This window comes from Rhodococcus sp. KBS0724 (assembly GCF_005938745.2).
Taxonomy (GTDB): domain Bacteria; phylum Actinomycetota; class Actinomycetes; order Mycobacteriales; family Mycobacteriaceae; genus Rhodococcus_F.
Window position 1 is genome coordinate 637,798 of sequence record NZ_VCBX02000001.1, and the last position, 25,887, is coordinate 663,684.

Annotated in this window: 27 protein-coding genes; 23 read left to right on the top strand and 4 right to left on the bottom strand. The window is 62.1% G+C overall.

What is annotated here, in order from left to right:
* The 9 genes from tilS to FFI94_RS02965 all read left to right on the top strand — a co-directional run bounded on the left by tilS (position 1) and on the right by FFI94_RS02965 (position 8,494).
* Positions 1 to 975: a tRNA lysidine(34) synthetase TilS gene (gene tilS, locus FFI94_RS02925; protein WP_260683822.1), complete on the top strand. Its 975-nt coding sequence runs from the start codon at positions 1 to 3 to the stop codon at positions 973 to 975.
* Between the two features lie 3 nt (positions 976 to 978).
* On the top strand, positions 979 to 1,533 hold the full coding sequence (gene hpt, locus FFI94_RS02930) for a hypoxanthine phosphoribosyltransferase (RefSeq protein ID WP_138871669.1): 555 nt from the start codon (positions 979 to 981) through the stop codon (positions 1,531 to 1,533).
* A 244-nt stretch (positions 1,534 to 1,777) separates the two neighbouring features.
* The gene (ftsH, locus tag FFI94_RS02935) at positions 1,778 to 4,399 is read left to right on the top strand and encodes an ATP-dependent zinc metalloprotease FtsH (protein ID WP_138871670.1); all 2,622 of its coding nucleotides are present in this window, start codon (positions 1,778 to 1,780) and stop codon (positions 4,397 to 4,399) included.
* Positions 4,400 to 4,457: 58 nt separating this feature from the next.
* Complete coding sequence (gene folE / locus FFI94_RS02940) at positions 4,458 to 5,075, top strand: GTP cyclohydrolase I FolE (RefSeq protein WP_033236318.1); 618 nt, start codon at positions 4,458 to 4,460, stop codon at positions 5,073 to 5,075.
* Positions 5,076 to 5,128: 53 nt separating this feature from the next.
* Positions 5,129 to 5,941, top strand: a complete 813-nt coding sequence (gene folP / locus FFI94_RS02945) for a dihydropteroate synthase (protein WP_138873570.1) — start codon at positions 5,129 to 5,131, stop codon at positions 5,939 to 5,941.
* A 1-nt stretch (position 5,942) separates the two neighbouring features.
* Positions 5,943 to 6,308: a dihydroneopterin aldolase gene (folB, locus tag FFI94_RS02950; RefSeq protein WP_138871671.1), complete on the top strand. Its 366-nt coding sequence runs from the start codon at positions 5,943 to 5,945 to the stop codon at positions 6,306 to 6,308.
* Entirely contained in the window at positions 6,305 to 6,808 is a 504-nt protein-coding gene (folK, locus tag FFI94_RS02955; protein ID WP_138871672.1) for a 2-amino-4-hydroxy-6-hydroxymethyldihydropteridine diphosphokinase, read from the top strand. Before folB ends, folK begins: the two co-directional genes overlap by 4 nt.
* A 17-nt stretch (positions 6,809 to 6,825) precedes the next feature.
* Positions 6,826 to 7,293, top strand: a complete 468-nt coding sequence (locus FFI94_RS02960) for a DUF3180 domain-containing protein (RefSeq protein ID WP_138871673.1) — start codon at positions 6,826 to 6,828, stop codon at positions 7,291 to 7,293.
* A gap of 70 nt (positions 7,294 to 7,363) precedes the next feature.
* Positions 7,364 to 8,494 (top strand): DUF6779 domain-containing protein, encoded by a 1,131-nt coding sequence (locus tag FFI94_RS02965; protein ID WP_185993111.1) that lies wholly within the window; start codon positions 7,364 to 7,366, stop codon positions 8,492 to 8,494.
* Positions 8,495 to 8,507: 13 nt separating this feature from the next.
* Here FFI94_RS02965 and FFI94_RS34105 read toward each other — a convergent pair whose 3' ends face one another.
* On the bottom strand, positions 8,508 to 8,633 hold the full coding sequence (locus FFI94_RS34105) for a hypothetical protein (RefSeq protein ID WP_260684529.1): 126 nt from the start codon (positions 8,631 to 8,633) through the stop codon (positions 8,508 to 8,510).
* Here FFI94_RS34105 and FFI94_RS02970 point away from each other — a divergent pair.
* The 6 genes from FFI94_RS02970 to FFI94_RS02995 all read left to right on the top strand — a co-directional run bounded on the left by FFI94_RS02970 (position 8,614) and on the right by FFI94_RS02995 (position 13,001).
* Complete coding sequence (locus FFI94_RS02970) at positions 8,614 to 9,555, top strand: Rossmann-like and DUF2520 domain-containing protein (protein WP_138871674.1); 942 nt, start codon at positions 8,614 to 8,616, stop codon at positions 9,553 to 9,555. The two genes, FFI94_RS34105 and FFI94_RS02970, sit on opposite strands and share 20 nt — an antisense overlap.
* Positions 9,548 to 10,480 carry a pantoate--beta-alanine ligase gene (gene panC, locus FFI94_RS02975; RefSeq protein ID WP_185993112.1) on the top strand — a complete coding sequence of 311 codons (933 nt, stop codon included), beginning with the start codon at positions 9,548 to 9,550 and terminating at the stop codon, positions 10,478 to 10,480. The genes FFI94_RS02970 and panC overlap by 8 nt, the downstream gene beginning before the upstream one ends.
* A 27-nt stretch (positions 10,481 to 10,507) precedes the next feature.
* Complete coding sequence (gene panD, locus FFI94_RS02980) at positions 10,508 to 10,954, top strand: aspartate 1-decarboxylase (RefSeq protein ID WP_138871676.1); 447 nt, start codon at positions 10,508 to 10,510, stop codon at positions 10,952 to 10,954.
* Between the two features lie 2 nt (positions 10,955 to 10,956).
* On the top strand, positions 10,957 to 11,772 hold the full coding sequence (locus FFI94_RS02985; protein ID WP_138871677.1) for a type III pantothenate kinase: 816 nt from the start codon (positions 10,957 to 10,959) through the stop codon (positions 11,770 to 11,772).
* Between the two features lie 290 nt (positions 11,773 to 12,062).
* Positions 12,063 to 12,575, top strand: a complete 513-nt coding sequence (locus tag FFI94_RS02990; protein ID WP_138873572.1) for a cysteine dioxygenase family protein — start codon at positions 12,063 to 12,065, stop codon at positions 12,573 to 12,575.
* A gap of 3 nt (positions 12,576 to 12,578) precedes the next feature.
* On the top strand, positions 12,579 to 13,001 hold the full coding sequence (locus tag FFI94_RS02995) for a rhodanese-like domain-containing protein (protein ID WP_138871678.1): 423 nt from the start codon (positions 12,579 to 12,581) through the stop codon (positions 12,999 to 13,001).
* A 58-nt stretch (positions 13,002 to 13,059) separates the two neighbouring features.
* Here the strand turns inward: FFI94_RS02995 and FFI94_RS03000 are convergent, their stop codons facing one another.
* A complete protein-coding gene (locus tag FFI94_RS03000; protein WP_138873573.1) occupies positions 13,060 to 14,193 on the bottom strand; it encodes a nitrate ABC transporter substrate-binding protein in 1,134 nt (377 codons plus the stop codon).
* A 417-nt stretch (positions 14,194 to 14,610) separates the two neighbouring features.
* On the opposite strand from FFI94_RS03000, the gene FFI94_RS03005 reads away from it, so the two are divergent.
* Positions 14,611 to 15,570 (top strand): isopenicillin N synthase family oxygenase, encoded by a 960-nt coding sequence (locus tag FFI94_RS03005; RefSeq protein WP_138871679.1) that lies wholly within the window; start codon positions 14,611 to 14,613, stop codon positions 15,568 to 15,570.
* 28 nt (positions 15,571 to 15,598) lie between these two features.
* Here FFI94_RS03005 and FFI94_RS03010 read toward each other — a convergent pair whose 3' ends face one another.
* The gene (locus FFI94_RS03010) at positions 15,599 to 16,546 is read right to left on the bottom strand and encodes an AraC family transcriptional regulator (RefSeq protein ID WP_138871680.1); all 948 of its coding nucleotides are present in this window, start codon (positions 16,544 to 16,546) and stop codon (positions 15,599 to 15,601) included.
* An 80-nt stretch (positions 16,547 to 16,626) separates the two neighbouring features.
* Between FFI94_RS03010 and FFI94_RS03015 the strand changes: the two genes are divergently transcribed.
* The 4 genes from FFI94_RS03015 (at position 16,627) to FFI94_RS03030 (ending at position 20,326) form a co-directional block, all read left to right on the top strand.
* Entirely contained in the window at positions 16,627 to 17,460 is an 834-nt protein-coding gene (locus FFI94_RS03015) for an NAD(P)H-binding protein (protein WP_138871681.1), read from the top strand.
* Positions 17,457 to 17,960, top strand: coding sequence for a DUF1772 domain-containing protein (locus FFI94_RS03020; protein WP_138871682.1), 504 nt, complete (start codon positions 17,457 to 17,459; stop codon positions 17,958 to 17,960). Before FFI94_RS03015 ends, FFI94_RS03020 begins: the two co-directional genes overlap by 4 nt.
* A gap of 11 nt (positions 17,961 to 17,971) precedes the next feature.
* Complete coding sequence (lysS, locus tag FFI94_RS03025) at positions 17,972 to 19,483, top strand: lysine--tRNA ligase (protein WP_033236329.1); 1,512 nt, start codon at positions 17,972 to 17,974, stop codon at positions 19,481 to 19,483.
* Between the two features lie 243 nt (positions 19,484 to 19,726).
* A complete protein-coding gene (locus tag FFI94_RS03030) occupies positions 19,727 to 20,326 on the top strand; it encodes a hypothetical protein (protein ID WP_138873574.1) in 600 nt (199 codons plus the stop codon).
* A gap of 409 nt (positions 20,327 to 20,735) precedes the next feature.
* Here FFI94_RS03030 and FFI94_RS34110 read toward each other — a convergent pair whose 3' ends face one another.
* Positions 20,736 to 20,864 (bottom strand): hypothetical protein, encoded by a 129-nt coding sequence (locus FFI94_RS34110; protein ID WP_260683825.1) that lies wholly within the window; start codon positions 20,862 to 20,864, stop codon positions 20,736 to 20,738.
* Positions 20,865 to 21,161: 297 nt separating this feature from the next.
* Here FFI94_RS34110 and FFI94_RS03035 point away from each other — a divergent pair, with 297 nt between their 5' ends.
* The 3 genes from FFI94_RS03035 to FFI94_RS03045 all read left to right on the top strand — a co-directional run bounded on the left by FFI94_RS03035 (position 21,162) and on the right by FFI94_RS03045 (position 25,884).
* A complete protein-coding gene (locus tag FFI94_RS03035; RefSeq protein ID WP_138871684.1) occupies positions 21,162 to 22,103 on the top strand; it encodes a triacylglycerol lipase in 942 nt (313 codons plus the stop codon).
* Between the two features lie 20 nt (positions 22,104 to 22,123).
* Positions 22,124 to 23,032 carry a triacylglycerol lipase gene (locus FFI94_RS03040; RefSeq protein WP_138871685.1) on the top strand — a complete coding sequence of 303 codons (909 nt, stop codon included), beginning with the start codon at positions 22,124 to 22,126 and terminating at the stop codon, positions 23,030 to 23,032.
* 308 nt (positions 23,033 to 23,340) lie between these two features.
* A complete protein-coding gene (locus FFI94_RS03045; RefSeq protein ID WP_138871686.1) occupies positions 23,341 to 25,884 on the top strand; it encodes an ATP-dependent Clp protease ATP-binding subunit in 2,544 nt (847 codons plus the stop codon).
* Positions 25,885 to 25,887: the final 3 nt, after the last annotated feature.

Below are 25,887 nucleotides of genomic sequence, written 5' to 3' on the forward strand. Positions count from 1 at the left end.
GTGCTGCCTGAAACTGCGTCACTGCTGGAATTGCGGTTGGCTCTGCGGGGATGGCTGCGTCTGTACCGCTCACACGGTCCGGTGTGTGTGGCGTTGTCCGGTGGTGCCGATTCCCTGGCGCTGACTGCCGCTGCGGTGGCGGAAGCGGAGTCGGTGGACGCACTGATCGTCGACCATCGCCTGCAGGAGGGCTCGGACGTCATCGCGCGTGCCGCCGCTGACCAGGCACTGGCGCTGGGAGTTCGATCCGCACGGGTGCTCACCGTCGACGTCGACAGCAACGGCAGCCTCGAGGCCGCCGCCCGCGATGCGCGTTACGAGGCACTCGGCAGCAGCAGGGGAGAAGCGCCGGTTCTGCTCGGCCACACCCTCGACGACCAGGCCGAAACGGTTCTCCTCGGTCTCGCCCGCGGGTCCGGCGGTCGATCCATTCAGGGAATGCAGGCCTTCGACGATCCGTGGGGTCGGCCACTTCTGGGTGTGCGACGCGGCGTGACCCGAGCCGCGTGCACAGACCTGTCGATCATGCCGTGGGAGGACCCGCACAACACCAACAACGAGTTCACGAGGGTTCGTCTGCGGCACGAGGCCTTGCCGTTGCTCGAACAGATTCTTGGTGGCGGAGTTGCCGAAGCACTGGCCCGCACGGCCACACAATTGCGTGAGGACGGGCAGGTTCTCGACGCGCTTGCCGACGCCGTACTCCTTCGCGCTGTCGTCGACGGGGAAGTGGAAGTGGACACACTTGCCGAATCGGCCGGCGCGGTCCGACGACGCGTTCTCCGAAGCTGGCTTTTCGAGGGCGGCGCAAAAGCGTTGACGGACAAGCAGTTACGCGCCGTCGACGCACTGATCACCGATTGGCGGGGGCAAGGTGGCGTCGCAATCGGTGGCGGAACCCCGGAGTCGAGGTTGGTGGTGGTTCGTCGACGTGGCAGGCTGACCGTCGGATTCGAAGACCGACGAAGGGTTTGACGCGTGTACGAGGGTGACATCGCATCGGTACTGATTACCGAGGAACAGATTCGTCAGCGAACGTCGGAACTGGCCGAGGAAATCGCCAAGCGTTACCCGGTGGGGGCTCCTGAGGGGGATCTGCTGCTGATCGGTGTACTCAAAGGCGCAGTCTTCTTCATGACGGACTTTGCCCGCGCTCTCCCGATTCCCTCGCAGATGGAGTTCATGGCCGTCAGCTCCTACGGATCCTCGACCTCGTCTTCGGGCGTCGTGCGCATCCTCAAGGACCTCGACAAGGACATTGCCGGCCGCCACGTGCTGATCGTCGAGGACATCATCGACTCCGGTCTCACACTGTCCTGGTTGATGCGCAACTTGAAAACGCGTAACCCCGCGTCCCTCGAAGTGGTCACGCTGCTCCGCAAGCCCGATGCTGTGAAGATCGACGTCGACGTTCGTGACGTCGGCTTCGACATTCCCAACGAGTTCGTCGTCGGCTACGGACTCGACTACGCCGAGCGTTACCGCGATCTGCCGTACATCGGATTGTTGGATCCCGAGGTTTACGGGGGCTGAACTCGCTGCGTCGCCTGACGTGGGAGTGGGTGTTCGCTCACAGGGAACTATGCACTGTGGTTGCTCGGGAACCTCGTGGTCCTGGTCGTCGTTGAAGTTGCAGACGATCATTTCGATCAACCTCGACGGCTGCTGACGGGCACAGACGGGACCGACCACGGTAACCTGCAGGTGTCCGGTTGACAGCCGGCGGCGACCGGCAGACCCGCACTCCCGAAAGGACCGGCCACTTCGGCCGACCTGTATGAACCGTAAGACTGTGTTCCGTAACGTGCTACTCGTAGCCGTCGTGCTGATGGTGATCTACGCCTTCAGTTACTTCGGTAACGACACCCGTGGCTTCAAGACCGTCGATACGTCGGTCGCGATCTCCCAGATAGACGCCAAAAACGTCACGTCTGCGCAGATCGACGACCGTGAGCAGCAGGTTCGCCTGTGGCTCAAGGAAGGTAACGACGCGACTGGTGGCCAGACGCAGATCTTGGCGAAGTACCCCGAGAGTGCGTCCCAGCAGATCTTCCAGGACATCGAGGGTGCCGGGCTCGAGAAGTTCAACACCACCGTCACCACTCAGAGTTGGCTGACGTCGATTCTGCTGTTCGTCCTGCCGATGATCATTCTGTTCGGCATCTTCTTCTTCGTCATGAACCGCATGCAGGGCGGCGGGGGTCGTGGCGGCGTGATGGGCTTCGGTAAGTCGAAGGCCAAGCAGCTGTCCAAGGACATGCCCAAGACCACGTTCGCCGATGTCGCCGGTGCGGACGAAGCTGTCGAAGAGCTGTACGAAATCAAGGACTTCCTGCAGAATCCGACGCGCTACCAGGCCCTCGGTGCCAAGATTCCGCGCGGTGTTCTGCTGTACGGGCCTCCCGGTACCGGTAAGACGCTGCTCGCTCGCGCTGTTGCAGGCGAAGCCGGCGTCCCGTTCTTCACGATCTCCGGTTCGGACTTCGTCGAGATGTTTGTCGGTGTCGGCGCGTCGCGTGTTCGTGACATGTTCGAGCAGGCCAAGCAGAACAGCCCCTGCATCATCTTCGTCGACGAGATCGACGCCGTCGGTCGTCAGCGCGGCGCAGGTCTCGGCGGCGGACACGACGAGCGCGAGCAGACGCTCAACCAGTTGCTCGTCGAGATGGACGGCTTCGGTGATCGCACCGGCATCATCTTGATCGCCGCAACCAACCGCCCCGACATTCTCGACCCGGCTCTGCTGCGTCCGGGCCGCTTCGACCGTCAGATTCCGGTCGGCGCCCCCGACCTTGCCGGCCGCCGCGCAATCCTGCGTGTTCATTCGCAGGGCAAGCCGATCGATCCCAACGCAGACCTCGAGGGGCTCGCCAAGCGAACCGTCGGTATGTCGGGCGCCGATCTGGCCAACGTCATCAACGAAGCTGCACTGCTCACAGCGCGCGAGAACGGCACCGTCATCACGGAAGCCGCTCTCGAAGAATCCGTCGACCGCGTTGTCGGTGGACCGCGTCGCAAGAGCCGCATCATCAGCGAGCACGAGAAGAAGATCACCGCGTACCACGAGGGTGGACACACTCTTGCCGCGTGGGCGATGCCCGACATCGAGCCCGTCTACAAGGTCACCATCCTCGCTCGCGGTCGCACCGGCGGCCACGCGATGACGGTGCCCGAGGACGACAAGGGTTTGATGACGCGCTCCGAGATGATCGCTCGTCTCGTGATGGCGATGGGTGGACGCGCCGCGGAGGAATTGGTCTTCCACGAGCCCACCACCGGAGCGTCGTCGGATATCGACATGGCCACCAAGATCGCTCGCGCGATGGTCACCGAATACGGCATGAGCGCCAAGCTCGGTGCAGTCCGCTACGGGCAGGAGGGCGGCGATCCGTTCCTCGGCCGCTCGATGGGCGTGCAGTCCGACTACTCGCACGAGATCGCCCGCGAGATCGACGAGGAGGTGCGCAACCTCATCGAGGCCGCGCACACCGAAGCGTGGGCAATTCTCAGCGAGTACCGTGACGCCCTCGACCTCATTGCCAGCGAACTGCTCGAGCGTGAGACGCTGACCCGCAAGGATCTGGAAAAGATTCTGGCCGGCGTCGAAAAGCGTCCGCGCATCACGGCTTTCAATGATTTCGGTGGCCGCACGCCGTCGGATCGTCCGCCGGTCAAGACGCCGCGCGAATTGGCGATCGAGCGTGGCGAGACGTGGCCGGAGCCGGCTCCGGCACCAGTACTCGTGAAGTCCGCTGCGGCAACCAACGGTGCCTCCAACGGCTACGCGCAGCCCAATGCTCCGCAGCAGCAGCCTGCTGCGCCCCAGCAGCCCGCACCCGCGCCGGGTACTCCCGACTACGGTGCACCGGCCGGTTGGTCGGCTCCAGGTTGGCCGCCGCGCGAGAACCAGACGCAGGCCTACCCCGGCCAGCAGTCCGGCGGATACCAGGGCACTCCCAACCAGGGCACTCCCAACCAGGCACAGCCTGCGCCGGGCCAGTACGGTCAGCCGGCACCGGGTCAGTACAGCCAGCCCGCGCCCGGTCAGTACGGTCAGCCGCAAAGCCATCCGGGTGAGCAGGCCTACGGTCAGCAGAACCCGGGCCAGCAGAACCCGGGTCAACAGAACACCGGCCAGCAGCAGAATCCCGACCAGCAGTACCAGGGCCAGCCTCAGTACCCGACCCAGCACTACACGGGTCAACAGGGTCAACCGAGCTACCCGGTGCAGTACCCGGACGGTGGGCCGTTTGCCGATCCGAACCGCGGAAATGCCGGTGGAAACACGGGCGTCGAGGGCCAGGATCGGTGGCTGGCGCCGGAGTCTGATCCCAACGCCACGTCGAGTGACGACGGACCGAGCACCATGCGCTGGGACGGACCGGACGGATCTCGCTGACCAACCGCCGATAGGCTCATGCGGCGGGGTATGAAACAAACTCTCGAGGAGCGTTCGGTTGTCGGTGAATGAAGTGGTCAGTGAACTGGTATCGGTTGAAACAGGACGGCCGTTCGATCAGGCACGTGCAGAGGCAGCAGTTCGTGAACTGTTGATCGCGGTGGGCGAGGATCCGGATCGTCCCGGTTTGCTCGACACACCGGCACGGGTGGCTCGGTCGTACAAGGAGATCTTTGCCGGGCTGTACTCCGAACCGGATCAGGCACTCAACACCACGTTCGACGAAGGACACCAGGAACTGGTGCTCGTGCGAGACATTCCGATGTACTCGACCTGTGAGCACCACTTGGTGTCGTTCCACGGAGTGGCACATGTCGGCTATATCCCGGGTAAATCCGGCAAGGTCACCGGCCTGTCCAAGTTGGCTCGCGTTGTCGATCTGTACGCAAAGCGGCCGCAGGTCCAAGAACGGCTGACCAGCCAGATCGCCGATGCGTTGATGCGCAAGCTCGATCCGCGCGGCGCCATCGTGGTCATCGAGGCAGAGCATCTGTGCATGGCGATGCGTGGTATCCGTAAGCCCGGCGCGAACACGACGACATCGGCTGTTCGTGGGCTCCTGCAGTCCAGCGCGGCCTCGCGTTCCGAGGCTCTGGACCTCATACTCCGTAAGTGAGCGTCGTGAACTCCGCGGGCAGCGTGTCGACGGATCCGGGTCGGACGCTGGTGATGGGGGTCCTCAACGTCACCGCTGATTCATTCTCGGACGGTGGCCAGTTCCTCGATCGGGATGCGGCGCTTGCGCGCGGACTGGAACTGAAGGCTCTTGGCGTCGATATCGTCGATGTCGGTGGCGAATCGACCCGGCCGGGAGCCTCGAGGGTTGATCCGAAAGTGGAAGCGGGACGGGTAGCGCCGGTCATCGAAGAGTTGGTGGCTGCGGGTATTCGCGTCAGCGTCGACACCATGCGGGCATCGGTTGCCGCTGCCGCGATCGAAGCCGGCGTCGACATCGTCAACGACGTATCCGGCGGACGTGCAGATGCAGACATGGCGTCGGTCGTTGCCGATGCCGGGGTTCCGTGGGTTCTGATGCACTGGCGTTCTGCGAGTGACTACGTGCACCGCGGCAGCGCCGATCACTACGACGACGTTGTCGCCGATGTACGTGACGAACTCCTGACTCAGGTCGACCTCGCGTTGAAAGCGGGCGTCGATTCCACTGCCATCATCCTCGATCCAGGACTCGGGTTCGCGAAGAACGCCGACCACAACTGGGCACTGCTGCGCGCGCTGCCCGAGTTCACGGCGTTGGGTTTCCCCGTTTTGGTCGGGGCGTCGCGTAAACGTTTCCTCGGCTCGCTGCTCAGCGGCCCGGACGGAACACCGAGGCCACCCGCCGGTCGGGAAACAGCGACGGCGGTAGTCTCCGCGCTTGCCGCCCGTGAGGGCGCGTGGGGTGTTCGTGTTCACGACGCCCAAGCGTCACTCGACGCTATCGCTGTTGTGGACGCGTGGTCTCGTGGACGGGAAAGGGACTGACATGGGCGATCGGATCGAGTTGCGAGGACTGAAAGTCCGTGGCAATCATGGTGTTTTCGACCATGAGAAGCGTGACGGTCAGGACTTCTTCATCGACATCACGGTCTGGATGGACTTGGCTCCCGCGGCCGCATCGGACAATCTCGAACACACGCTGCACTATGGCGAGTTGGCCGAGGCCGCCGCAGCGATTGTCGGTGGACCGTCACGCGATCTCATCGAAACCGTTGCCGCCGAGATCGCCGACAACGTCATGACGGATTCGCGGGTGCAGAGCGTCGAAGTTGTGGTCCACAAACCGTCGGCACCGATCCCACTCGTGTTCGCGGACGTTGCCGTCGTCGCTCATCGGACGAGGCAGAAATGACTCGGGCCGTTCTGTCGATCGGTTCCAACATCGGCGATAGCCTGGCCCATTTGCAATCTGCGGTAGACGGTCTCGGAGACGCAGTAGTGGCTGTGTCACCGGTGTACTCGACCGCGCCGTGGGGTGGCGTCGAGCAGCAGGATTTTCTCAATGCAGTCCTACTCGTGGACGATTCGACGGCCGGAAGCTACGACTGGCTTCTGCGGTCGCGCAAACTCGAGGAAGACGCCGATCGGGTGCGTGATCAGCGATGGGGTCCGCGGAGCTTGGACGTCGACGTGGTGGACTGCGAAGGAATTATCAGTGCTGATCCGGAGCTGACTCTGCCGCACCCGCGGGCGCATCTGCGAGCTTTTGTACTCATTCCCTGGCTCGATGTCGAACCAGGTGCAACTTTGATGGTCGATCAGGAGGTGCGTGCTGTTGCAGAAGTGCTCGCGAACCTCGATCGCTCGGAGCGCGACGGAGTGCGCGTCACGGATTCGGTTCTGATTCGGTGACCGAACAGGATCGGGGCATGAAACCGACAAAAATCAGCGAACTACTGGTTTTGACCGGGGTGGCCGCGGTTGCCACCTGGATTTTGATCCGTGTGTTCTACGGTTCGATGCCGCCGATCCCGGTGTACGCCGGCGCGTCGTTGTATCTGGCCGCCATTGCCGAGGTGATCCTCGCGTTTGTCATTCGGTCCCGGATCAAGGGAAGTCAGATCGGGGACGGTTACCGGCAACTGCACCCGATTACCGCCGCCCGGGCGCTCGCACTCGCCAAAGCATCAGTACTGGTCGGTTCAGCTACCACCGGTGTCTGGATCGGGGCGCTGGTGTATCTGATCCCACAACGATCCATTTTGAAAGCTGCCGCGGAGGACGCGCCTGGTGCGTGGGTCGGGCTGGGGGCAGCAATTGCGCTGGTAGCGGCCGCGCTGTGGCTCGAACACTGCTGTAAGACGCCAGAAGATACACCTGACGAGCCGGCGCACTGAGCGCTGCGATAGGCGAATCGCATGGGTAAGGTCCATGGCACCTGCGCTCTCGACAAGTACCCTGGCAACCATGACGAATTCTGGTCGATCGAAGTCTGCGCGCCGTAGCAAGCGCAGCGCGAGCCAGATGATCGTTGCCGGTCTTCTTGCTCTCGCCGTCATCGCGTCACTGTTCCTGATTTTCAGCAACAGTGTTCAACTTCTTCGCGTCGGGCTGGTGGTGGCGCTCTGGGCAGCCACGCTGGGTGCGATCGCGATGACGAAGTACCGCCGCGAATCAGCGCTCGACAAAGCCAAGGTCGCGGATTTGCAGACCGTGTACGAACTGCAACTAGAGCGTGAGATTTCCGCCCGCCGCGAATACGAGTTGAGCGTCGAAGGTCGCATCCGCCGCGAAGTCAGCGCCGACTCGGCTGAGCTGTCCGCGCTCCGCGAAGAGCTGGTGGCGCTGCGACGCAATCTCGAAGCGCTCTTCGACGGTGGACTGCTCCCCGAACGCCCGGCATTGAAGGCGGACTCGACGCGCGTCGGAGAACTCGGTGGCGGTTCGTACAGTGCATATCAACCGGCAGCATCGGGCCTGTACGTACCCGGTGCCGGTCAGAATGCCACCAATTCCCCAAGTCCTCAGGTAGGTGGCTTGGCGTCGCCGAACGACGATCCGGTCACCGCTGAAACCACCGTCGTGTTCGAGGAAGTCGCTTGGCGCGAGGCAGCCGCGAAGAATGCGTCCGCCAAAGTTGCTCCGGTGAAACGCAATTCGCAGCAAGCGCAAGGCGCTGCGCGCGGCGATAACCGTGAGCCGGCTGTTGCCCCGGCGAAGCCTGTGGTTGTCACGCCTCCGGTCGCGAAGCCTGCGGTTGTGAAGCCTGCGGTTGTGAAGCCTGCGGTTGTGAAGCCCGGAGTTGTGAAGCCTGCAGTTGTGAAGCCTGCGGTTGAAGAGTCGGTCGTCGAAGAAATCGCTGAAGTGGTCGAAGAGCCTGTGGTGAGTGCTCCTGAACCGACGGTCACACCTGCAAGCAGTGCTCCGGAACCGGCATCCGAACCCACGGAGGAACCACGGCGTCGGCGCCGCGCTGTTCCGGACAGTACTGACAGCGGTGCGCACTCCAACGGTTTGACGGTGGCCGAGATCATGGCAAACCTCAGTTCCGCGAATCCGGCGGAAGGCTCGGGGCGCCGTCGGCGCCGTGAGGATTGAGAGAGTTTGAGTCCTAGATCACTCGCTCGTCCATAGCGTCGCGTCTTGCGTGGGGGATATCCTCGTCGAAGAACGTCTGGTACCCGCCGAGCGGGACTGGAACGAACGAGAGGAATCCGGTGACTTCCTTCGGGATCACTAACGGACCTGTGCCTGCGCGATTGACAGTCGGAATTGTCTCGGCAGGGCGGGTCGGAACTGCGGTAGGTGCCGCACTCGAGCGCGCTGGACACATCGTCGGGGCATGCTCTGCTGTCTCTGCGGCATCCGTTGCGCGGGCAGCCAAGCGACTGCCCGATTCCGAAATCCTGCCTGCCACTGATGTTGCAGCTCGCTCGGAACTGTTGATCCTGGCTGTTCCAGACGATCAACTGGCGGATCTGGTCAAGGGCCTGGCGGCTACACAGGCAGTCAAGCCCGGGACGCTCGTCGCCCACACGTCCGGTGCCAACGGGATTTCCATCCTTGCTCCGTTGACGGAACTGGGCGCGCTGCCTTTGGCTATCCATCCGGCGATGACGTTCACCGGGCATGACGAGGACACCGCACGGTTGTCGTCGGCGTGCTTCGGGATCACCGCGGCAGATGACATCGGGTACGCGATCGCTCAATCCCTGGTCCTCGAGATCGGCGGCGAACCGGTTCGCGTCCGCGAGGAGAACCGAGCGCTCTACCACGCTGCATTGGCGCACGGCAGTAATCACCTCGTCACGCTGGTCGTGGATGCCGTCGAGGCGCTGCGCGCGTCGTTGCAGGGAGATGAGCTGCTCGGTCAGCAGTTGATCGACGGCGATCCCGGGGGAGTTGCCGAGCGGGTTTTGCAGCCACTTCTCTCCGCAGCCCTGGACAACGCACTGCGACGCGGCCCGTCGGCATTGACGGGTCCGGTGGCTCGCGGTGATGCCGCGGCTGTCGAGACACATTTACGAGTACTGACGGATCTCGACCCGGAGCTTGCAGCCGGATATCGAGCGATGTCCTTGCGATCGGCCCAGCGGGTGGGCGCCCCCACCGAATTGTTCGACATCTTGACTGAAACGGGAGGTGACCGTCGTGAGTGATTTGCAGGGCGGATACAAGCGCGGCGAACTGACAGTGCACCACGAGCCGGACATGATTCGGCGTGTGTCGAAGGCACTGCGCGGAGTGGGTCGCCAGGTGGCGTTGGTTCCGACGATGGGTGCTCTGCACGCCGGGCACATCGAGTTGGTCCGTCAGGCCAAGATCACCGGCGCGGTTGTCGTCGTGTCCATCTTCGTGAATCCGCTGCAGTTCAGCGCTGACGAAGACCTGGACGCATACCCGCGCACTCTCGACGCAGACCTCGATCTGCTTCGGGCCGAGGGCGTCGAATTGGTGTTCGCGCCGAGCGCGAAGACGATGTACCCGCGTGGTCAGCGCACGACCGTCATGCCGGGTCCGTTGGGCAGCGAGCTCGAAGGCGGCGCTCGCCCGACGCACTTCGCGGGCATGCTCACGGTGGTGGCGAAGCTGCTGCAGATCGTGGCTCCCAACCACGCGTATTTCGGGGAGAAGGACTACCAGCAGCTGACGCTGATCCGTCAGATGGTGTGGGATCTCAACTTCGACGTGCAGATCATCGGTGTTCCGACGGTCCGTGAGTTCGACGGACTCGCTTTGTCCTCGCGCAACCGTTACCTCGACGAGAGCCAGCGGACCGCGGCTGTGGCATTGTCTGCGGCATTGATCGCGGGCGCTCATGCTGCCGCCGGTGGTGCCGAAGCGATTCTCGACACGGCGCGCGCTGTTCTGGCCGCTGTTCCCGAGATCGAGGTCGACTACCTCGAAGTTCGTGGTGTTGATCTCGGACCGGCCCCGGAGCGGGGCGACGGCCGGCTGTTGGTGGCCGCCAAGCTCGGTACCACCCGGTTGATCGACAACGTGGGAGTCGCGGTGGGAACCGGATTCCTCGAACGTGACACCGACCCTTCCGCCGACGCCGTTGACGACCTGCTGTCTCACTGAGACCCTCTCGAGTAAAGGACCTTGGATATGTTTCGCACAATGATGAAGTCGAAGATCCACCGCGCGACGGTGACTCACGCCGATCTGCATTACGTCGGTTCGGTCACGGTCGACGAGGATCTGATGGATGCCGCCGATCTGCTCGAAGGTGAGCAGGTGTGCATCGTGGACATCGACAACGGTGCCCGTCTCGAGACTTACGTCATTGCGGGTGAGCGCGGCAGCGGAGTCATCGGAATCAACGGTGCGGCAGCGCATCTGGTCAAGCCTGGTGATCTCGTGATCCTCATCGCGTACGGCGTGATGAACGAGCAGGAAATCAAGGAGTACGCCCCGCGTGTCGTGTTCGTCGACGCCGACAACAATCAGGTAGAACTTGGTTCCGATCCGGCGCACGCACCCGAAGGCTCCGGTCTGATCACTCCTCGCATGCTGTCGACCTTGGACGCCGAGCGCGAATCCAGTCTGGTCTAACCGTGCTGCTCACGGTCGACGTGCGGAACACCAACATCGTTCTGGGATTGTTCTCCGGGGTCGGTGAGTATTCGAAGTTGTTGCAGGACTGGCGGATGCGCACCGACTCGAGGATGACGGCTGACGAGTTGGCGTTGACGTTCCGCGGGCTGCTGGGGCAGCACGTCGACCAGATCACCGGCGTTGCGGCGTTGTCGACCGTACCGTCTGTGCTGCGTGAGATCCGCGTGATGCTCGAGCGGTACTGGGGACATGTCCCGCACGTTGTCGTCGAACCAGGCGTGCGAACCGGGGTGCCGCTCCTGGTCGACAATCCCAAAGAGGTGGGCGCCGACAGGATAGTGAACAGCCTTGCTGCGCACTATCTTTACGAGGGTCCGTGCATCGTCGTCGATTTCGGAACGTCGACGTGTATCGACGTCGTATCCGCTAAGGGCGAGTTCCTCGGCGGCTGTATCGCACCGGGGCTCGAGATCTCGACCGACGCGTTGGCGTCGCAGTCTGCCGCATTGCGGAAAGTGGAGTTGGTGCGCCCACGTTCGGTGGTCGGAAAGAACACCGTGGAGTGCATGCAGTCCGGAGCGGTGTTCGGCTTCGCCGGCCTTGTCGACGGATTGGTACGACGCGTTCGTGAAGAGTTGCCGGAGTTCGGCGGCTCGGACGTCGCGGTTATCGCCACGGGAGACAGTGCGCCGCTGATCATTCCGGAATCTGCCACTATCGAGCACCTCGAGCGGGATCTGACACTCGAGGGTTTGCGGTTGGTGTTCGAGCGCAATCAGGCGCGTCGGGGATCGGGCCGTCGGCCGATAGCGTGACGTTGCATGTGTGACGCGCATGTGTGACCAAGGAAATTCACTCCACAGGTTTCGCGATCGCAGAAGTTGTGCCACAATGGTCAACGTGAATCGCTGCATGAGTGCTCAGGAGTGTTGTCGAGGCTGACCGCTGCCTTGACCAATTCACATCTCCTTGGAGCTAGCTCGTGCTACCCACATATTCTGCAGATCTCTCTGTTTTGACCCCTACGCTTGCATCTGGTCGCGGTGTTTCCGCAGGTAATGGTGCTAATCGCGGTTCGTCGGGACGGCGCCAGAACCGGGCTTCACTGCCCACTCGCTTGCGTCCGGCCGACCTCCTGCGCCTCACTGACGAGGGTGCAAACGGTGTTCTCGACGGGCGTTTCGATCACCTCATTCCCGAGGCGTTCCCAACGCTCGAGCGGTGGTCAACCCGCCTGTATGCCGACGACGACGTCGACGTCTGGCTCATTAGTTGGGTTCCGGAACGCAACACCGAATTGCATGACCACGCAGGTTCGTTCGGTGCACTGACCGTTCTCAGTGGTTCGCTCACCGAATATCGTTGGGCCGGCGAAGAATTGGTGGAGCGCCAGCTCGACGCCGGCGATCAGGCGGCATTCCAGCTCGGGTGGGTTCACGACGTTGTCTGGACGCAGCCGCAGCCCCATTCTCCGATCGAAATCAGCTCTGATTCACCAACTTTGAGCATCCATGCCTACTCGCCGCCCTTGACGGCAATGTCCTACTACGAAGTGACGGACAACAACACACTTCGACGCACACGTACCGAGCTGACCGACCAGCCCGAGGGAGCCTGAAAAATGACTATCGACCAGATGCTTGACGACGCCCGTTCGCAGATCGATCGTATGTACGTCTTTTCACTCACCGAGGCTTTCCATCGCGGAGCTATTTTTGTCGATATCCGCCCGCAGGCCCAGCGCGCGATCGAGGGAACCCTTCCCGGCGCCCTCGCGATCGAGCGGAACGTGCTCGAGTGGCGTCTCGATCCCACCAGCAGCGCGCACCTCGCGCTCGCGACAGACCACGACGTCGAGTGGGTCATCATTTGCTCCGAGGGCTACACCTCCAGCCTGGCCGCTGCGTCGTTGCAGCAGCTCGGCCTGCGCAACGCCACCGACCTGGTTGGCGGTTACAAGGCGATCAAGGCTGCAGGCTTGCTCGGTGCTCTCAGTGGAGTGCGTCATTGCACCCGTGAGTTGGCGGCGGTTTCCGCTCACTGACGTGCTCTGCTGTGCGCCTTTGTTAACCGCGGGCGGTTAACAAAGGCGCACAGCAGAATCAGGGAATCGAGATCGACGGGTCGGTGAACTCGTTGGTGAACAGTTGTTGCGGGGTCATCGTCGAGGGGACGGTGTTACCCGTGTCCGCGAGGATTGTCGTCAACTCTGCGACGTTGCTGCTCGTTCGCGCTTCGTCGTAGACACCGAATGATCCGTTGTCCTCGTTGGCGAGTAGTCCCTTCTCGCGGAGGAGGTCAGCGCTGAATGTTGCTTCACCGATGGTGTAGGGCGAATAGGTCTGATCCTGAGAGACGACGTCCACAATGACTTTGTTGGTGGCGTCAGGCGACGTGATGTAGTCGACGCCGGCCTGCTGGATGATCGGGACGAGCTTGTCGAGGCACGGTGAGTATTCGGTGAGTTTGTCCGCGCGGACCGACATGTTGGAGGCGTAGATGTCGTAACCGGCATCTTTGATAAGTCCGAACGACACGGGCTTGCCCCAGGCTGGTATCTCGTTTTCGTAGAGATAAGGGTCCGAGTTGGCGAAACCCTGTTGAACTATTGTCGGGTCAGCGACGAATCGGGAGGGTCCGCCGTCGAAACTGGTGTCGATCTGCGACCGATCGAGTAGTCCCTGTGCCACCATCCACTGCGGAAATATCTGATCCTTGGACACCACTACGGTGGCGTCGGACTTACCGATGTCTTCGAGAGATTTCCAGTCCGAGTGTGTTGCTGGATCCCACATCAGAATGGCGGGGCTGTACTTCAAGGTCGGGGTGACACCAACCACTGGTTGGCTGGAGGCTGCCACGATCAACTGGTCGCCGTGCACTACGCCGAGCATCACGGTGTCGTCCACGTAGAGCTGTGAGGTCACCGACTGGAATCCGATAGCGGGGCCTCCTGATTTGAGTGTGATGTCCACTCCGGTGTCCTTGCCGCCCGCGACGAGCGGTCCTGTGACGGACTTGTCCATCTCGTCGACCCGGTAGCCAGGGCCGAGCATCGTGAACAAGGCGCCCATATCCGCCTGTGGTTGCCATTGCAGTTGAATGCCGATGTTGTCCGGACACACGTCGGAGAGATTTTGGGCTTGCGCGGCAAGTTCGATCGATTCCGATTCGGCGGGCTCTTCCGATCCGTAGGCGCACGAGGTCAGGCCTAGCGACGTAAAAGCGACGAGCATGATTCCGACATGGCGTAGTGATTTCACTTGTCTGTTCTCCTGGTGATGAGTCGTGAAGCGCGCCCGCGACTGTTTCGAATCCGAGACGGTTGCATGTGATCGAGTTCGACGGTTGATCTGCCTTGTAGATATGCATGTAATCAGTCATCTGTTGCCGTGGCGTTAACGTCGTATCTACGTTGTTTCAAAAGTTGAAATGTCGTTATTTATCTGGACTGTTGATCAAAGTATCCAGATGTATTCACCTAGTTGTAACGATAGGTAATAGGAATGAGATGCATGTAAAGGCACACTGAAAGTCGAAATCTGACGTCTATGTTGCATGCATTGCGATGTGCAAGTTTCGGCCGGCTGTGGTCGTACGCACTCGCGTTACCTGCATGGGAAACTTGAAAGGCAAGTGGCGTGATGCATGGAATGCCCATCCCGGTAATAGATCTCGAAGAGTGGCGTCACGGTTCCCTCGACGACCGGGCCTCTGTCGCGGCGGAAGTCGATCGCGCGCTGCAAGAGAGCGGATTTCTGCTGGTCAAGGGACACGGCATCGACCGGAGTTTCCGTGAGCGGATTCGTGAGAGTGCTCGCTCGTTCTTTGCTTTGGACGGCGGACTCAAGGAACGCTATGCCACTGCCGTTGGCGGCCGGGGTTGGATACCTCCGGGCAAAGAGGCCAACACATACGTTGACGGAGAACAACTTCCGCCCGATCTCAAAGAGACCTACACGTCCGGTTGGGATCAGGCGACGGGTGCCCCCGCCGACGATGCCGAGTGGTTTTCCCCGAATGTGTGGCCCACCGAGGTCCCCGACCTCGAACGGTTGTGTAACGAGTATTCCCAGGTGATGCGCGAGTTTGCGACTGAACTGCTCGGTCTGCTTGCTGTGGCATTCGGTCTTGAAGAGTCCTGGTTCTCCGATCGGTGCAACCAATCGACTCACGCCTTCAATATCAACCGTTACCCGGCTCTTCACTTGACCGGGCCGGTCGACGAAGGTCAGTACCGCATTGCCCCGCATACAGATTTCGGAACGATTACCATCCTCGATCGGCAGGCGGGATATGGTGGCTTGCAGGTGTATTCACGATCTGATGGGTGGATCGACGCACCTGTTGTCGAGGACACGTACACGATAAATATCGGTGACTTGATGGCTCGCTGGACAGGTGATCGGTGGGCTTCGACTCAGCATCGCGTACTACCTCCTTCGCCGGAAGCTCCTGACGAGGAGTTGATTTCACTGATCTTCTTCTGCGAGGCCAACCTTGATCATGTGGTCGAGTCGTTTCCGCCGCCATTAGGGCTGCCGAACAGTTACTTGCCGGTCACCACGGCCGACTACCTGCGTGGGCGAATCAATGCGATCACGGTGCCCTGACCGGTCGTGGTTGCCGATCGCCCGTCGTTCAGCTCACCAGACCGGCACGAGATTGCCGGAACGCTCGTGGGCTCACTCCGTGATGGCGGGTGAACGCGGTCGTGAGGGCAAATGGGCTCGAGTAGCCCACTTCTCGCGCGATCGACGACACCGTTCGTGCCGGGTCCGCGAGTAGATCCGCGGCCACGGACAGTCGCCACTCGGTCAGGTACCCAACCGGTCCGATTCCCATGAGGTTGGTGAACCGGCGAGCAAAAGCTGCTCGCGAACTGCCGGCTTCCTGGGCCAAGCTCGCGACTGTCCACGAGTGTCCCGGCCGATTGTGCATGAGCCGCAAGGCATGTCCGACGACGGGATCTTCGTAGGCCTTGATCCACCGCGGTGATCGATCCGGGTTTTCCGCAAACCACGTACGGACCGCCGAGATCAGGACCAGATCGAGGAGCCGGTCCAACAACACTTCCTGCCCAGGCCCGTCCGCGGCGATCTGTTGCTCCAGAAGCGTTGTCATCGGCGCTGTTTCGATGCTGTGCCGCACTACCGCGACGGGTGTCAGGCTGTCGAGGATCTGGCGGCTGACGTAGGAGTCCAAACGATAGGTGCCCGTGAGCATGACGGTCTTGCCGTTCGTAGAGTTGCCCCACGTGCGAACTCCGAGCACTGACATGTCCTCGAGTGGTGAGCCGTCGACCGCGGCGCAGTTCTGCGCCTCGTCGATGAGTACGTGGACCGGGGTGCCGGGTTGATCGGCGACTGTATAGGGATCCGGCCCCCGCAAAAGTGCCACGTCGCCGGCCCCGAGATTCTCGGTCTGTCCGGTGTCGGAGACGACGACTGCGGTGCCGCGAACCAGAATCAGCACGGTGACGGGTGCGTGGTCCTCGATACGTAACGACCACGGCGGATCGAGCAACGAGCGCAACAGAAATGCACCTTCCGCTCGGGATCCTGCCAGCATCATCGACAATGCATCCATGATTCGACGGTAGACGCTGGCGTATGTTTTTGCGACCTTCGGCTATGGATCGTATTGCCGTCGCACGGTCGAATGAAGACATGACTACAACAGGTGAAATTCAGTCGGCGGTAGTGATCGGTGGTACCGGCAAGACCGGTGCGCGCGTTGCACAGAGGCTGACGACAGCGGGAATACCCAACCGAATCGCGTCGAGAACATCCGGGACACTTTTCGACTGGAACGATCAGACGACATGGCGGTCCGCGGTGTCCGGTGTCGAAGCGGCATACGTGACCTATGCGCCGGACCTCGCAGTGCCGGAATCGAGCACCCACATCGAGGAACTCGCGGATCTCGCGTACCGCGAAGGGGTTCGTCGCATGGTGCTCCTGTCCGGGCGCGGTGAACCGGCGGCACAGAAAGCCGAACAGGTTCTGGCCGACAGTGACCTGGAATGGGCTGTGGTGCGGGCCAGTTGGTTTGCCCAGAACTTCAGTGAGGGGTATCTGCTCGATCCGATTCGGGCCGGCCACCTGGCACTTCCGGTAGGTGAGGTGGGGGAGCCGTTCATCGACGTCGACGATCTCGCTGACGTGGCGGTGGCCGCATTGACTCGAGCCGACCTCCTCGGCCGAGTTCTCGAGGTGACGGGTCCGCGGTTGCTCACTTTTGCGGAGGCAGTGAGTGCGATTTCGAGGGCGTCGGGCCGGCCAGTGATATTCGAAAAGATTGGACTGCAACAGTTTTCCGATGGTATGGCCGAAGTCGGCGTCCCGAGTGATGTAGTCGAGTTGCTCACGTACCTGTTCGCCGAGGTTCTCGACGGACGAAATCAAAGCGTGACCGGCGTCGTCGAAGAGGTCCTGGAACGGCCCGCCCGAGATTTCTCCACTTTTGCCACTGAGACGGCTCGAACGGGGGTTTGGTCGTGAAGAAGTCCGAAATCATTCTGGAGCTGCTGGTCGGCGTGACTGCACTCGGCGCGCTTGTCGCCGGGGGTGCGTTGTTCGCGTTCTCTTCCTTTGTGATGCCCGCCCTGCGATCGGTGGATGCGCAGACCGCGATCGCGTCGATGCAGGCGATCAACCTCGAAGCGCCACGGAGCGCCTTGATGCTGCCGCTCATCGGATCAGCGCTCACTGCACTCCTCGCCGGAATCTGGGCATCGATTTCCAGACCGAACGGCTGGGTGCTCGCTGTTGTCGGCTGCATCGGGGTACTCGCGGCGTTCGCGGTGACCGCGATCTACCACGTCCCCCGCAACGACGCGTTTGCCTCGGTCAGCACTACCGACGCAGGCGCATGGGCGTCGTACGAGGCGGGTTGGACTCTGTGGAATCACGTCAGGGTGGGGCTGTACCTGCTGTCGGGAATCGTGCTCGCGGTGGCTGCGGTACTACCAGCAACAAACGTGGTGGACACGGCCCAGTAGTCTTGTACCCCGTGAGTGATGTAGAAGCCCAGCCAGTCGACGACACCCCCGAGCAGCTCCGTATCCGGCGCGAGAAGCGTGAACGGATCCTCGCGCAGGGGCAGGAGGCGTACCCGGTCTCGGTCGATCGCACCCACACGCTCGCGCAGATCCGCGCAGAGTTCCCGGAACTCGAAGCTGACACCGCTACCGGCGTGATTGTCGGCGTCGTCGGTCGCGTCATCTTCATGCGCAATACCGGCAAGCTGTGCTTCGCGACTCTGCAGGAAGGCGACGGCACCCAGCTGCAGGCCATGATCAGCCTCGCCGGCGTCGGCGAAGAGGCATTGGCCGCCTGGAAGTCCGACGTCGACCTCGGCGACTTCGTCTTCATCCACGGTGAGGTCATCAGCTCCCGTCGCGGCGAGCTCAGCGTGATGGCCGACGCGTGGCAGATCGCATCCAAGGCGTTGCGCCCCCTGCCGGTCGCACACAAGGAGATGAGCGAAGAGTCCCGGGTGCGTCAGCGCTACGCGGATCTGATCGTTCGGCCTGAGGCTCGGGACAATGCCCGTAAGCGTGTTGCTGTCGTCCGCGCACTGCGTAATGCTCTCGAGAGCCGCGGCTTCCTCGAGGTCGAGACGCCGATGCTGCAGACGCTGCACGGCGGCGCGGCGGCCCGCCCGTTCGTCACGCACTCGAACGCTCTCGACATCGACCTGTACCTGCGTATCGCGCCGGAACTGTTCCTCAAGCGTTGCGTCGTCGGCGGTATCGAGAAGGTCTTCGAGATCAACCGCAACTTCCGCAACGAGGGCGTCGACTCCACCCACTCGCCCGAGTTCGCAATGCTCGAGACATACGAGGCCTACGGCACGTACGACGATTCCGCGAAGATGATTCGTGAGCTCGTCCAGGAAGTTGCGCAGGAAGCATTCGGCACGCAGGTCCTCACCCTCGCCGACGGTTCCGAGTACGACGTCAGTGGCGAGTGGCAGGTCCTCGAGATGTACCCGTCGTTGTCGGCGGCCATCGGCACCGAGGTCACCCCCGATACGACGGTCGACGAGCTTCTCGCTTTGGCGGAGAAGGTCGGCCTCGAGGTTCCCAAGGATAAGGGTTACGGCCACGGCAAGCTTGTCGAGGAGCTGTGGGAGCACCAGTGCGGCGATCAGCTGTACGTCCCGACGTTTGTCCGTGACTTCCCGGTCGAGACGTCGCCCCTGACCCGTGATCACCGCAGTAAGAAGGGTGTCACCGAGAAGTGGGACCTCTACATCCGCGGGTTCGAATTGGCGACCGGCTACTCCGAACTGGTCGACCCGGTCATCCAGCGTGAGCGTTTTGTCGACCAGGCGCGCTTGGCTTCGGCCGGCGACGACGAAGCGATGGTGCTGGACGAGGAGTTCCTCGCGGCAATGGAGCAGGGCATGCCGCCGACAACGGGAACCGGCATGGGAATCGACCGCCTGCTGATGGCGCTCACCGGCCTCGGTATTCGCGAGACGATCCTCTTCCCGATCGTTCGGCCGTCCGCTCGCTAAATTTACTGAAAAGGGTTCGGCTGCACAGTGTTGCGGCCGAACCCTTTTCTGTCCCCGGAGGAATTGTTCGGCGGCTCAGCCAAGCCAGCCCACCGCGCTGTCCGCGGTCCCCTCCGTCGAGGCCGTAGCCACGCGAAAAAAGTGCTCGCGACGATCGATCCGCGTTCCATGACCGGCCGCCACGCACTGTTCGCGGACACGGCGCTGCCATCTGCGGGTGTTGTACAGGTGCATACTCCAGCCATGGATGTTGATTTCGACTTTTCCTGGTCACAGTTCCTCTGGAGCGTATTCATCTTCGTGGGTGTGCCCACCATGATCGGCGCCGGCATCATCCGGTCTGCCTTGCGATCAGAGCAGGCCGGGCTGCACCACACCCCGGGCCGTGATAGTTCGGCCGAGACATATACGGGCAGTGGCAGGTTGGGGCTGTGGGCAACCAGTCTGATCGCGTTTCCCCTGGGATTCCTGTCCTGTATGGGTTGGCTGAGTTGGTCCGCCGACTACAACGGAGAGTTCCGCGGCCCCGGCCTACCGGCACCGAACCAGTTCCCCACCTGGCAAGTGATCGCCTGTGGAATAACGACGGTGCTGGTGTGTCTCGCCGCGGCTCACCTCTCTCGCTGGGCGACGGCCGGCGGACTCGCAGCCGCCGCGGGCACGGCGGCAGGGTTCACGACTGCATTCAGCGTGAACGCCAGCGCCGATGTCACCGGCCAGGCAGGAGTGGGCGTGGTGCTCTCGGAGATCGGGTGGGGGCTCGCTCTGGGCGTGCTGATGCTCGCTCGGGGTGCTTGGCTGGCCAATAGACGCAGCCGGCTGGCTGCACGTTCCCAGCAGTAGCGGTTGTCCCAAGGCCAGGACGGTATTCGGGTCTGCGAACCAGACACAAGAAGCCTCGTCGGAGCACAGGCCTCGGCTAACATGCCATTTTCAACTACCAGGACTGTGCCATTTACCGCTGAAATTCACAGCCTCCACCCATATGGGGCGGAGGCAACTTTATTCGGGGACTGTCTCACCGATCAATGCCTCGGAAACGGACGGGAGTGAGACGCAGAAACGTGCGCATAAATATGCGCTCCAAATCAGGCCATCGAGAAATTCGGGCACGAGATCGCGGCACATCTTCGAGGGTAGTGTTCGGCAGCATGAACGCTCGCACTCCATTGGGACTGTCGCAGATCCACAGTGCGGAGTCCCTTCTTCCAATGGCCCGGACTCTCCCACGGAGCCAACGCCGATTCGCTGTTCAACGGGCACTCTTCGAGCAGAATTCGTCGAAGGTCGACTGATTCGCCCGAACCCGCTTGGCGAGGTCGGTAGCATCCCAGACCGACGGCAGGCGCACGTTCATCGGCTTGGCATTGCGGAACATCATCAGCGCTTGATCTTCGGGGCATCTCGCGAATCTCGTTGAGCGCCATCACCCGAACCGATCTCGGTGCCGAGCACGGGTCGCGGCTGGTGTACTCGTCCCGGGTGCCCATCAACAGCGCGGCCAACTCACTTTCGTCACTGAGACTGGACCGTACCTGCCCGAAACGTCGACGGGTGATCTCGATCAGGGGTGGGTGGAATCAACACATTGTGGGCACGTTTTCCGGAAACTGATTGATAACGCGTTCTAGTTTGTTAGCGTCTGCACGGTTCGTATCTGCCGTCAGAGGAGTCGATCGTGCGCAGAATCAGGGTGTTCGGGGGAGCGGTTCTTGCCGCGATGATGCTCATCGGAATCGGGTCCACTGCGTCGGCGCAGGTGCCGTTGCCCGTGCCCACTGCGTTTCTGGCCGGCGTTCCTCAGGAGTTGGGCAATCCTGGCGGTTCAGCTCCCGGATCCAACGACTTCTCTTGCAAGCCAACGGAACAGCATCCCAATCCCGTTGTGCTCGTGCACGGTACGGGTGGAAACAGGCAGACCAACTGGGCCACTTATTCGCCGCTTCTCGCCAACGAGGGCTATTGCGTTTTCGCGCTGACCTACGGCAACTTTCCGGATCAGCCGTGGCCGCTGTCGGCGATCGGTGGGATGCAGGAAATTCCCTCCAGTGCAGCGCAATTGGCTAGCTTCGTCGATCAGGTTCTGGGTGCTACGGGCGCATCGTCGGTGGATCTGATCGGACATTCGCAGGGCACGATCATCAACGGGTACTACGCGAAGTTCCTCGGTGGGGCCGACAAGGTGGACAACATCGTGTCTGTGGCGCCGCTGTGGAAGGGAACACTCGGAAATGAGCAGGTCAGTATCGGCCGCGCCATGCGTGATCTCGGGGTGTCCGAGGCGGCGCAGGCCGGATTCCCGATCTGTAAGGCCTGCTTGAACATGGGCGCGGGATCGGAGTTCATCGAGAATCTTCGTGCCGGTGGCGTTTACGCGCCGGGTGTTCGGTACACGAATATCACGACGCGATACGACGAGCTGGTTCTTCCGTACACAAATGGTCTCGAGGCTGGGCCGAACGCCACCAATATCGTCGTCCAGGACGGTTGTGAGCAAGACATCTCCGATCACCTCGCCATTGCGGCATCGCTGCGCGCTGCGACATTTGCTCTCAATGCGCTCGATCCGCTGCACCCGCGACCGGTACCGTGTAATCCGGTGTGGCCCATCGTGGGTTGAGCAGAGCATGGAGGCGTGCGATGGGCATACGGGCGGTAGCCTGCGCGGCGGTTGCGGCAGCAGTACTGGGGGCTGCTGCGGCGCCGGAAACAGCGTCGGCGACTACACCGTCGGCGACTACACCACCGCCGAGCGCAGCGCTGCCCGTCCCGTTCGGCTTCGCCAGCGGTATTGCGCTGGAAGCGCTCAACCCCGGTGGCTCGGCGCCGGGAACCAACAACTTCTCGTGCGTACCTTCGGCGGCTCATCCCGATCCGGTGGTCCTCGTTCACGGAACAGCGGCAAACCGTCAGACCAACTGGGCGGTACTTGCACCGGTTCTCGCGAACGAGGGCTATTGCGTTTTTGCACTCACGTTCGGGAATCGGGCCGACCTGCCCTGGCCGTTGTCGGCGGCAGGTGGCCTCGCGCCGCTTCCGGAGAGTGCACAGCAGTTGTCGGACTTCGTCGACGACGTATTGGAGGCAACGGGTGCCTCGACAGTCGATCTCGTCGGGCATTCGCAGGGGACGACGGTCAGTGGCTACTACGCCAGGTTCCTCGGCGGTGATGACAAGGTCTCGAAGATCGTGTCGATCGCCCCGCTGTGGAACGGCTCCGAAGTCGGTCCACCGAAAGGCGTCGGCGGTCCGGATTTCGACAATGCGAGCTTTGTGTCCGAGCTGCGTGATGCCGGCGTTTATGCGGACAGTGTCGAGTACGCCAACATCGTGACGCGCTACGACCAAGTTGTGGTTCCGTACACCAGCGGAATACTCGCGGCGTCGAATGCGTCCAACATCGTGGTGCAGGACGGTTGCGAGCAAGACCGGTCGGACCACATTGCCGTGGTGGCGTCGCAGAGAACGGCGGCGTTGACGCTCGAGGCTCTCGATCCGTCGACGACCCGGGAAATCCCGTGTGATCGAGTGCTCCCGATAATCGGCTGATTTCGGCGCTGAACTCGATCTACGTACCTGTTCGCTTCAGGCGTACAGGAACCGGGAAACGATTGCCGGAGCTGCGACGTTGTGAGATGTAGGTAAGCCGGTATCCCCTGCCAATCGGGTGGAGGAGCAGCAGGTGGACTTCGAGCCCTCTAGAGTAATAAGTGGGGTCGTGCAACCTCAGTCGATTCGTAGGCGTGATGTCTGCTGACCGGCGAGGCGATCAGTCTGTAGTGCCGGAGCGAAACGCGGCGACCAGGGACGAGACATCCGGTCTCGAACCTGCCCGCCGGAGAGTGTGAGGGAGAGCGATGTTCGAGAGGTTCACCGATCGCGCGCGGCGCGTTGTTGTCCTGGCTCAAGAAGAAGCCAGGATGCTCAACCACAACTACATCGGTACGGAGCACATCCTCCTCGGCCTCATTCACGAGGGCGAAGGTGTTGCCGCCAAGTCGTTGGAGTCGTTGGGTATCTCCCTCGAGGGAGTCCGCAGCCAGGTCGAGGAGATCATCGGCCAGGGCCAGCAGGCTCCGTCCGGTCACATCCCCTTCACGCCGCGTGCCAAGAAGGTCCTGGAGCTGAGTCTGCGCGAGGCGCTGCAGCTCGGACACAACTACATCGGCACAGAGCACATCCTGCTCGGCCTCATCCGCGAGGGTGAGGGCGTTGCAGCCCAGGTTCTGGTCAAGCTCGGTGCCGATCTCAACCGCGTCCGCCAGCAGGTTATCCAGCTGCTGTCGGGCTACCAAGGCAAAGAGCCCACCGAAACCGGTGGCACCCGCGGAGAGGCCGGCACGCCGTCCACCTCGCTCGTGCTCGACCAGTTCGGTCGCAACCTGACGCAAGCTGCCCTCGAAGGCAAGCTGGACCCGGTCATCGGCCGCTCGAAGGAAATCGAGCGTGTCATGCAGGTTCTCTCGCGTCGTACCAAGAACAACCCGGTCCTCATCGGTGAACCCGGTGTCGGTAAGACCGCTGTGGTCGAGGGCCTGGCTCAGGCAATCGTCAACGGCGAGGTCCCCGAGACCCTCAAGGACAAGCAGCTGTACACGCTCGACCTCGGGTCGCTCGTGGCCGGTAGCCGCTACCGCGGTGACTTCGAAGAGCGCCTGAAGAAGGTTCTCAAGGAGATCAACACTCGCGGCGACATCATCCTGTTCATCGACGAGCTGCACACTCTCGTGGGTGCGGGCGCGGCCGAGGGCGCTATCGACGCGGCCTCCATCCTCAAGCCCAAGCTTGCCCGCGGTGAGCTGCAGACCATCGGTGCCACCACTCTCGACGAGTACCGCAAGTACATCGAGAAGGATGCCGCTCTCGAGCGTCGTTTCCAGCCCGTTCAGGTGGGCGAGCCCACCGTCGAGCACACCATCGAGATCCTCAAGGGTCTTCGTGATCGCTACGAAGCTCACCACCGTGTATCCATCACGGACGGCGCTCTCGTGGCAGCTGCGACGCTGGCCGACCGGTACATCAACGACCGCTTCTTGCCGGACAAGGCGATCGACCTCATCGACGAGGCGGGCGCGCGAATGCGCATCCGTCGGATGACTGCACCGCCGGACCTGCGCGAATTCGACGATCGCATCGCCGACGCGCGTCGCGAGAAGGAGTCCGCGATCGACGCGCAGGACTTCGAGAAGGCCGCGAACCTGCGTGACAAGGAGAAGACCCTCGTCGCTCAGCGCGCTGAGCGTGAGAAGCAGTGGCGTGCGGGCGACCTCGATGTCATCGCCGAGGTCGACGACGAGCAGATCGCCGAGGTTCTGGGCAACTGGACCGGCATCCCCGTCTTCAAGCTCACCGAGGAGGAGACCACTCGTCTGCTCCGCATGGAAGAGGAACTGCACAAGCGGATCATCGGCCAGGAAGAGGCAGTCAAGTCCGTCTCCAAGGCGATCCGTCGTACGCGTGCAGGTCTGAAGGATCCCAAGCGTCCCTCGGGCTCGTTCATCTTCGCCGGTCCGTCCGGTGTCGGTAAGACGGAGCTCGCGAAGTCGCTCGCCAACTTCCTGTTCGGTGACGACGACGCTCTGATCCAGATCGACATGGGCGAGTTCCACGACCGCTTCACCGCTTCGCGTCTGTTCGGTGCCCCTCCCGGGTACGTCGGATACGAAGAGGGCGGCCAGCTCACCGAGAAGGTGCGCCGCAAGCCGTTCAGCGTGGTGCTGTTCGACGAGATCGAGAAGGCACACCAGGAGATCTACAACACCCTCCTGCAGGTGCTCGAGGACGGCCGTCTCACCGACGGTCAGGGCCGTACCGTCGACTTCAAGAACACGGTGCTGATCTTCACGTCCAACCTCGGTACGTCGGATATCTCCAAGGCTGTCGGCCTGGGCTTCAGCTCGGGAACGGGCACCGGCTCGAACTACGAGCGGATGAAGCTCAAGGTGCACGACGAGCTGAAGAAGCATTTCCGCCCCGAGTTCTTGAACCGTATCGACGACATCGTCGTGTTCCATCAGCTCACGAACGAGCAGATCGTTCAGATGGTGGACCTGATGCTTGCTCGCGTCGAGAAGGCACTCAAGAACAAGGACATGGCCATGGAGGTCACCGACAAGGCCAAGTCGCTTCTGGCCAAGCGCGGATTCGATCCGGTACTGGGTGCACGACCGCTGCGTCGCACCATCCAGCGCGAGATCGAGGACCAGATGTCCGAGAAGATCCTCTTCGGAGAGATCGGACCCGGCCACATCGTGCTCGTCGACGTCGAGAACTGGGACGGCGAAGGCTCGGGTGAGGACGCGAAGTTCACGTTCACGCCCACCAAGAAGCCGATCGACGTGCCGGACGCACCGCCGATCGAGCTGACCAAGGCAGGCGAAAGCGAAAGCGCCGCAGAGTAAGTA

What these genes read in the sequence shown, in the direction of transcription:
- FFI94_RS03045 (WP_138871686.1), top strand. Translation starts at nt 23,341, where the DNA reads ATGTTCGAGAGGTTCACCGATCGCGCGCGGCGCGTTGTTGTCCTGGCT.
- folP (WP_138873570.1), top strand. Translation starts at nt 5,129, where the DNA reads ATGGGGGTCCTCAACGTCACCGCTGATTCATTCTCGGACGGTGGCCAG.
- ftsH (WP_138871670.1), top strand. Translation starts at nt 1,778, where the DNA reads ATGAACCGTAAGACTGTGTTCCGTAACGTGCTACTCGTAGCCGTCGTG.
- FFI94_RS03010 (WP_138871680.1), bottom strand. Translation starts at nt 16,546, where the DNA reads ATGGATGCATTGTCGATGATGCTGGCAGGATCCCGAGCGGAAGGTGCA.
- FFI94_RS03005 (WP_138871679.1), top strand. Translation starts at nt 14,611, where the DNA reads ATGCCCATCCCGGTAATAGATCTCGAAGAGTGGCGTCACGGTTCCCTC.
- FFI94_RS02995 (WP_138871678.1), top strand. Translation starts at nt 12,579, where the DNA reads ATGACTATCGACCAGATGCTTGACGACGCCCGTTCGCAGATCGATCGT.
- panD (WP_138871676.1), top strand. Translation starts at nt 10,508, where the DNA reads ATGTTTCGCACAATGATGAAGTCGAAGATCCACCGCGCGACGGTGACT.
- FFI94_RS03000 (WP_138873573.1), bottom strand. Translation starts at nt 14,193, where the DNA reads ATGCTCGTCGCTTTTACGTCGCTAGGCCTGACCTCGTGCGCCTACGGA.
- FFI94_RS03040 (WP_138871685.1), top strand. Translation starts at nt 22,124, where the DNA reads ATGGGCATACGGGCGGTAGCCTGCGCGGCGGTTGCGGCAGCAGTACTG.
- FFI94_RS02965 (WP_185993111.1), top strand. Translation starts at nt 7,364, where the DNA reads ATGACGAATTCTGGTCGATCGAAGTCTGCGCGCCGTAGCAAGCGCAGC.
- folB (WP_138871671.1), top strand. Translation starts at nt 5,943, where the DNA reads ATGGGCGATCGGATCGAGTTGCGAGGACTGAAAGTCCGTGGCAATCAT.
- FFI94_RS02960 (WP_138871673.1), top strand. Translation starts at nt 6,826, where the DNA reads ATGAAACCGACAAAAATCAGCGAACTACTGGTTTTGACCGGGGTGGCC.
- FFI94_RS03030 (WP_138873574.1), top strand. Translation starts at nt 19,727, where the DNA reads ATGGATGTTGATTTCGACTTTTCCTGGTCACAGTTCCTCTGGAGCGTA.
- FFI94_RS34110 (WP_260683825.1), bottom strand. Translation starts at nt 20,864, where the DNA reads ATGATGTTCCGCAATGCCAAGCCGATGAACGTGCGCCTGCCGTCGGTC.
- FFI94_RS03015 (WP_138871681.1), top strand. Translation starts at nt 16,627, where the DNA reads ATGACTACAACAGGTGAAATTCAGTCGGCGGTAGTGATCGGTGGTACC.
- folK (WP_138871672.1), top strand. Translation starts at nt 6,305, where the DNA reads ATGACTCGGGCCGTTCTGTCGATCGGTTCCAACATCGGCGATAGCCTG.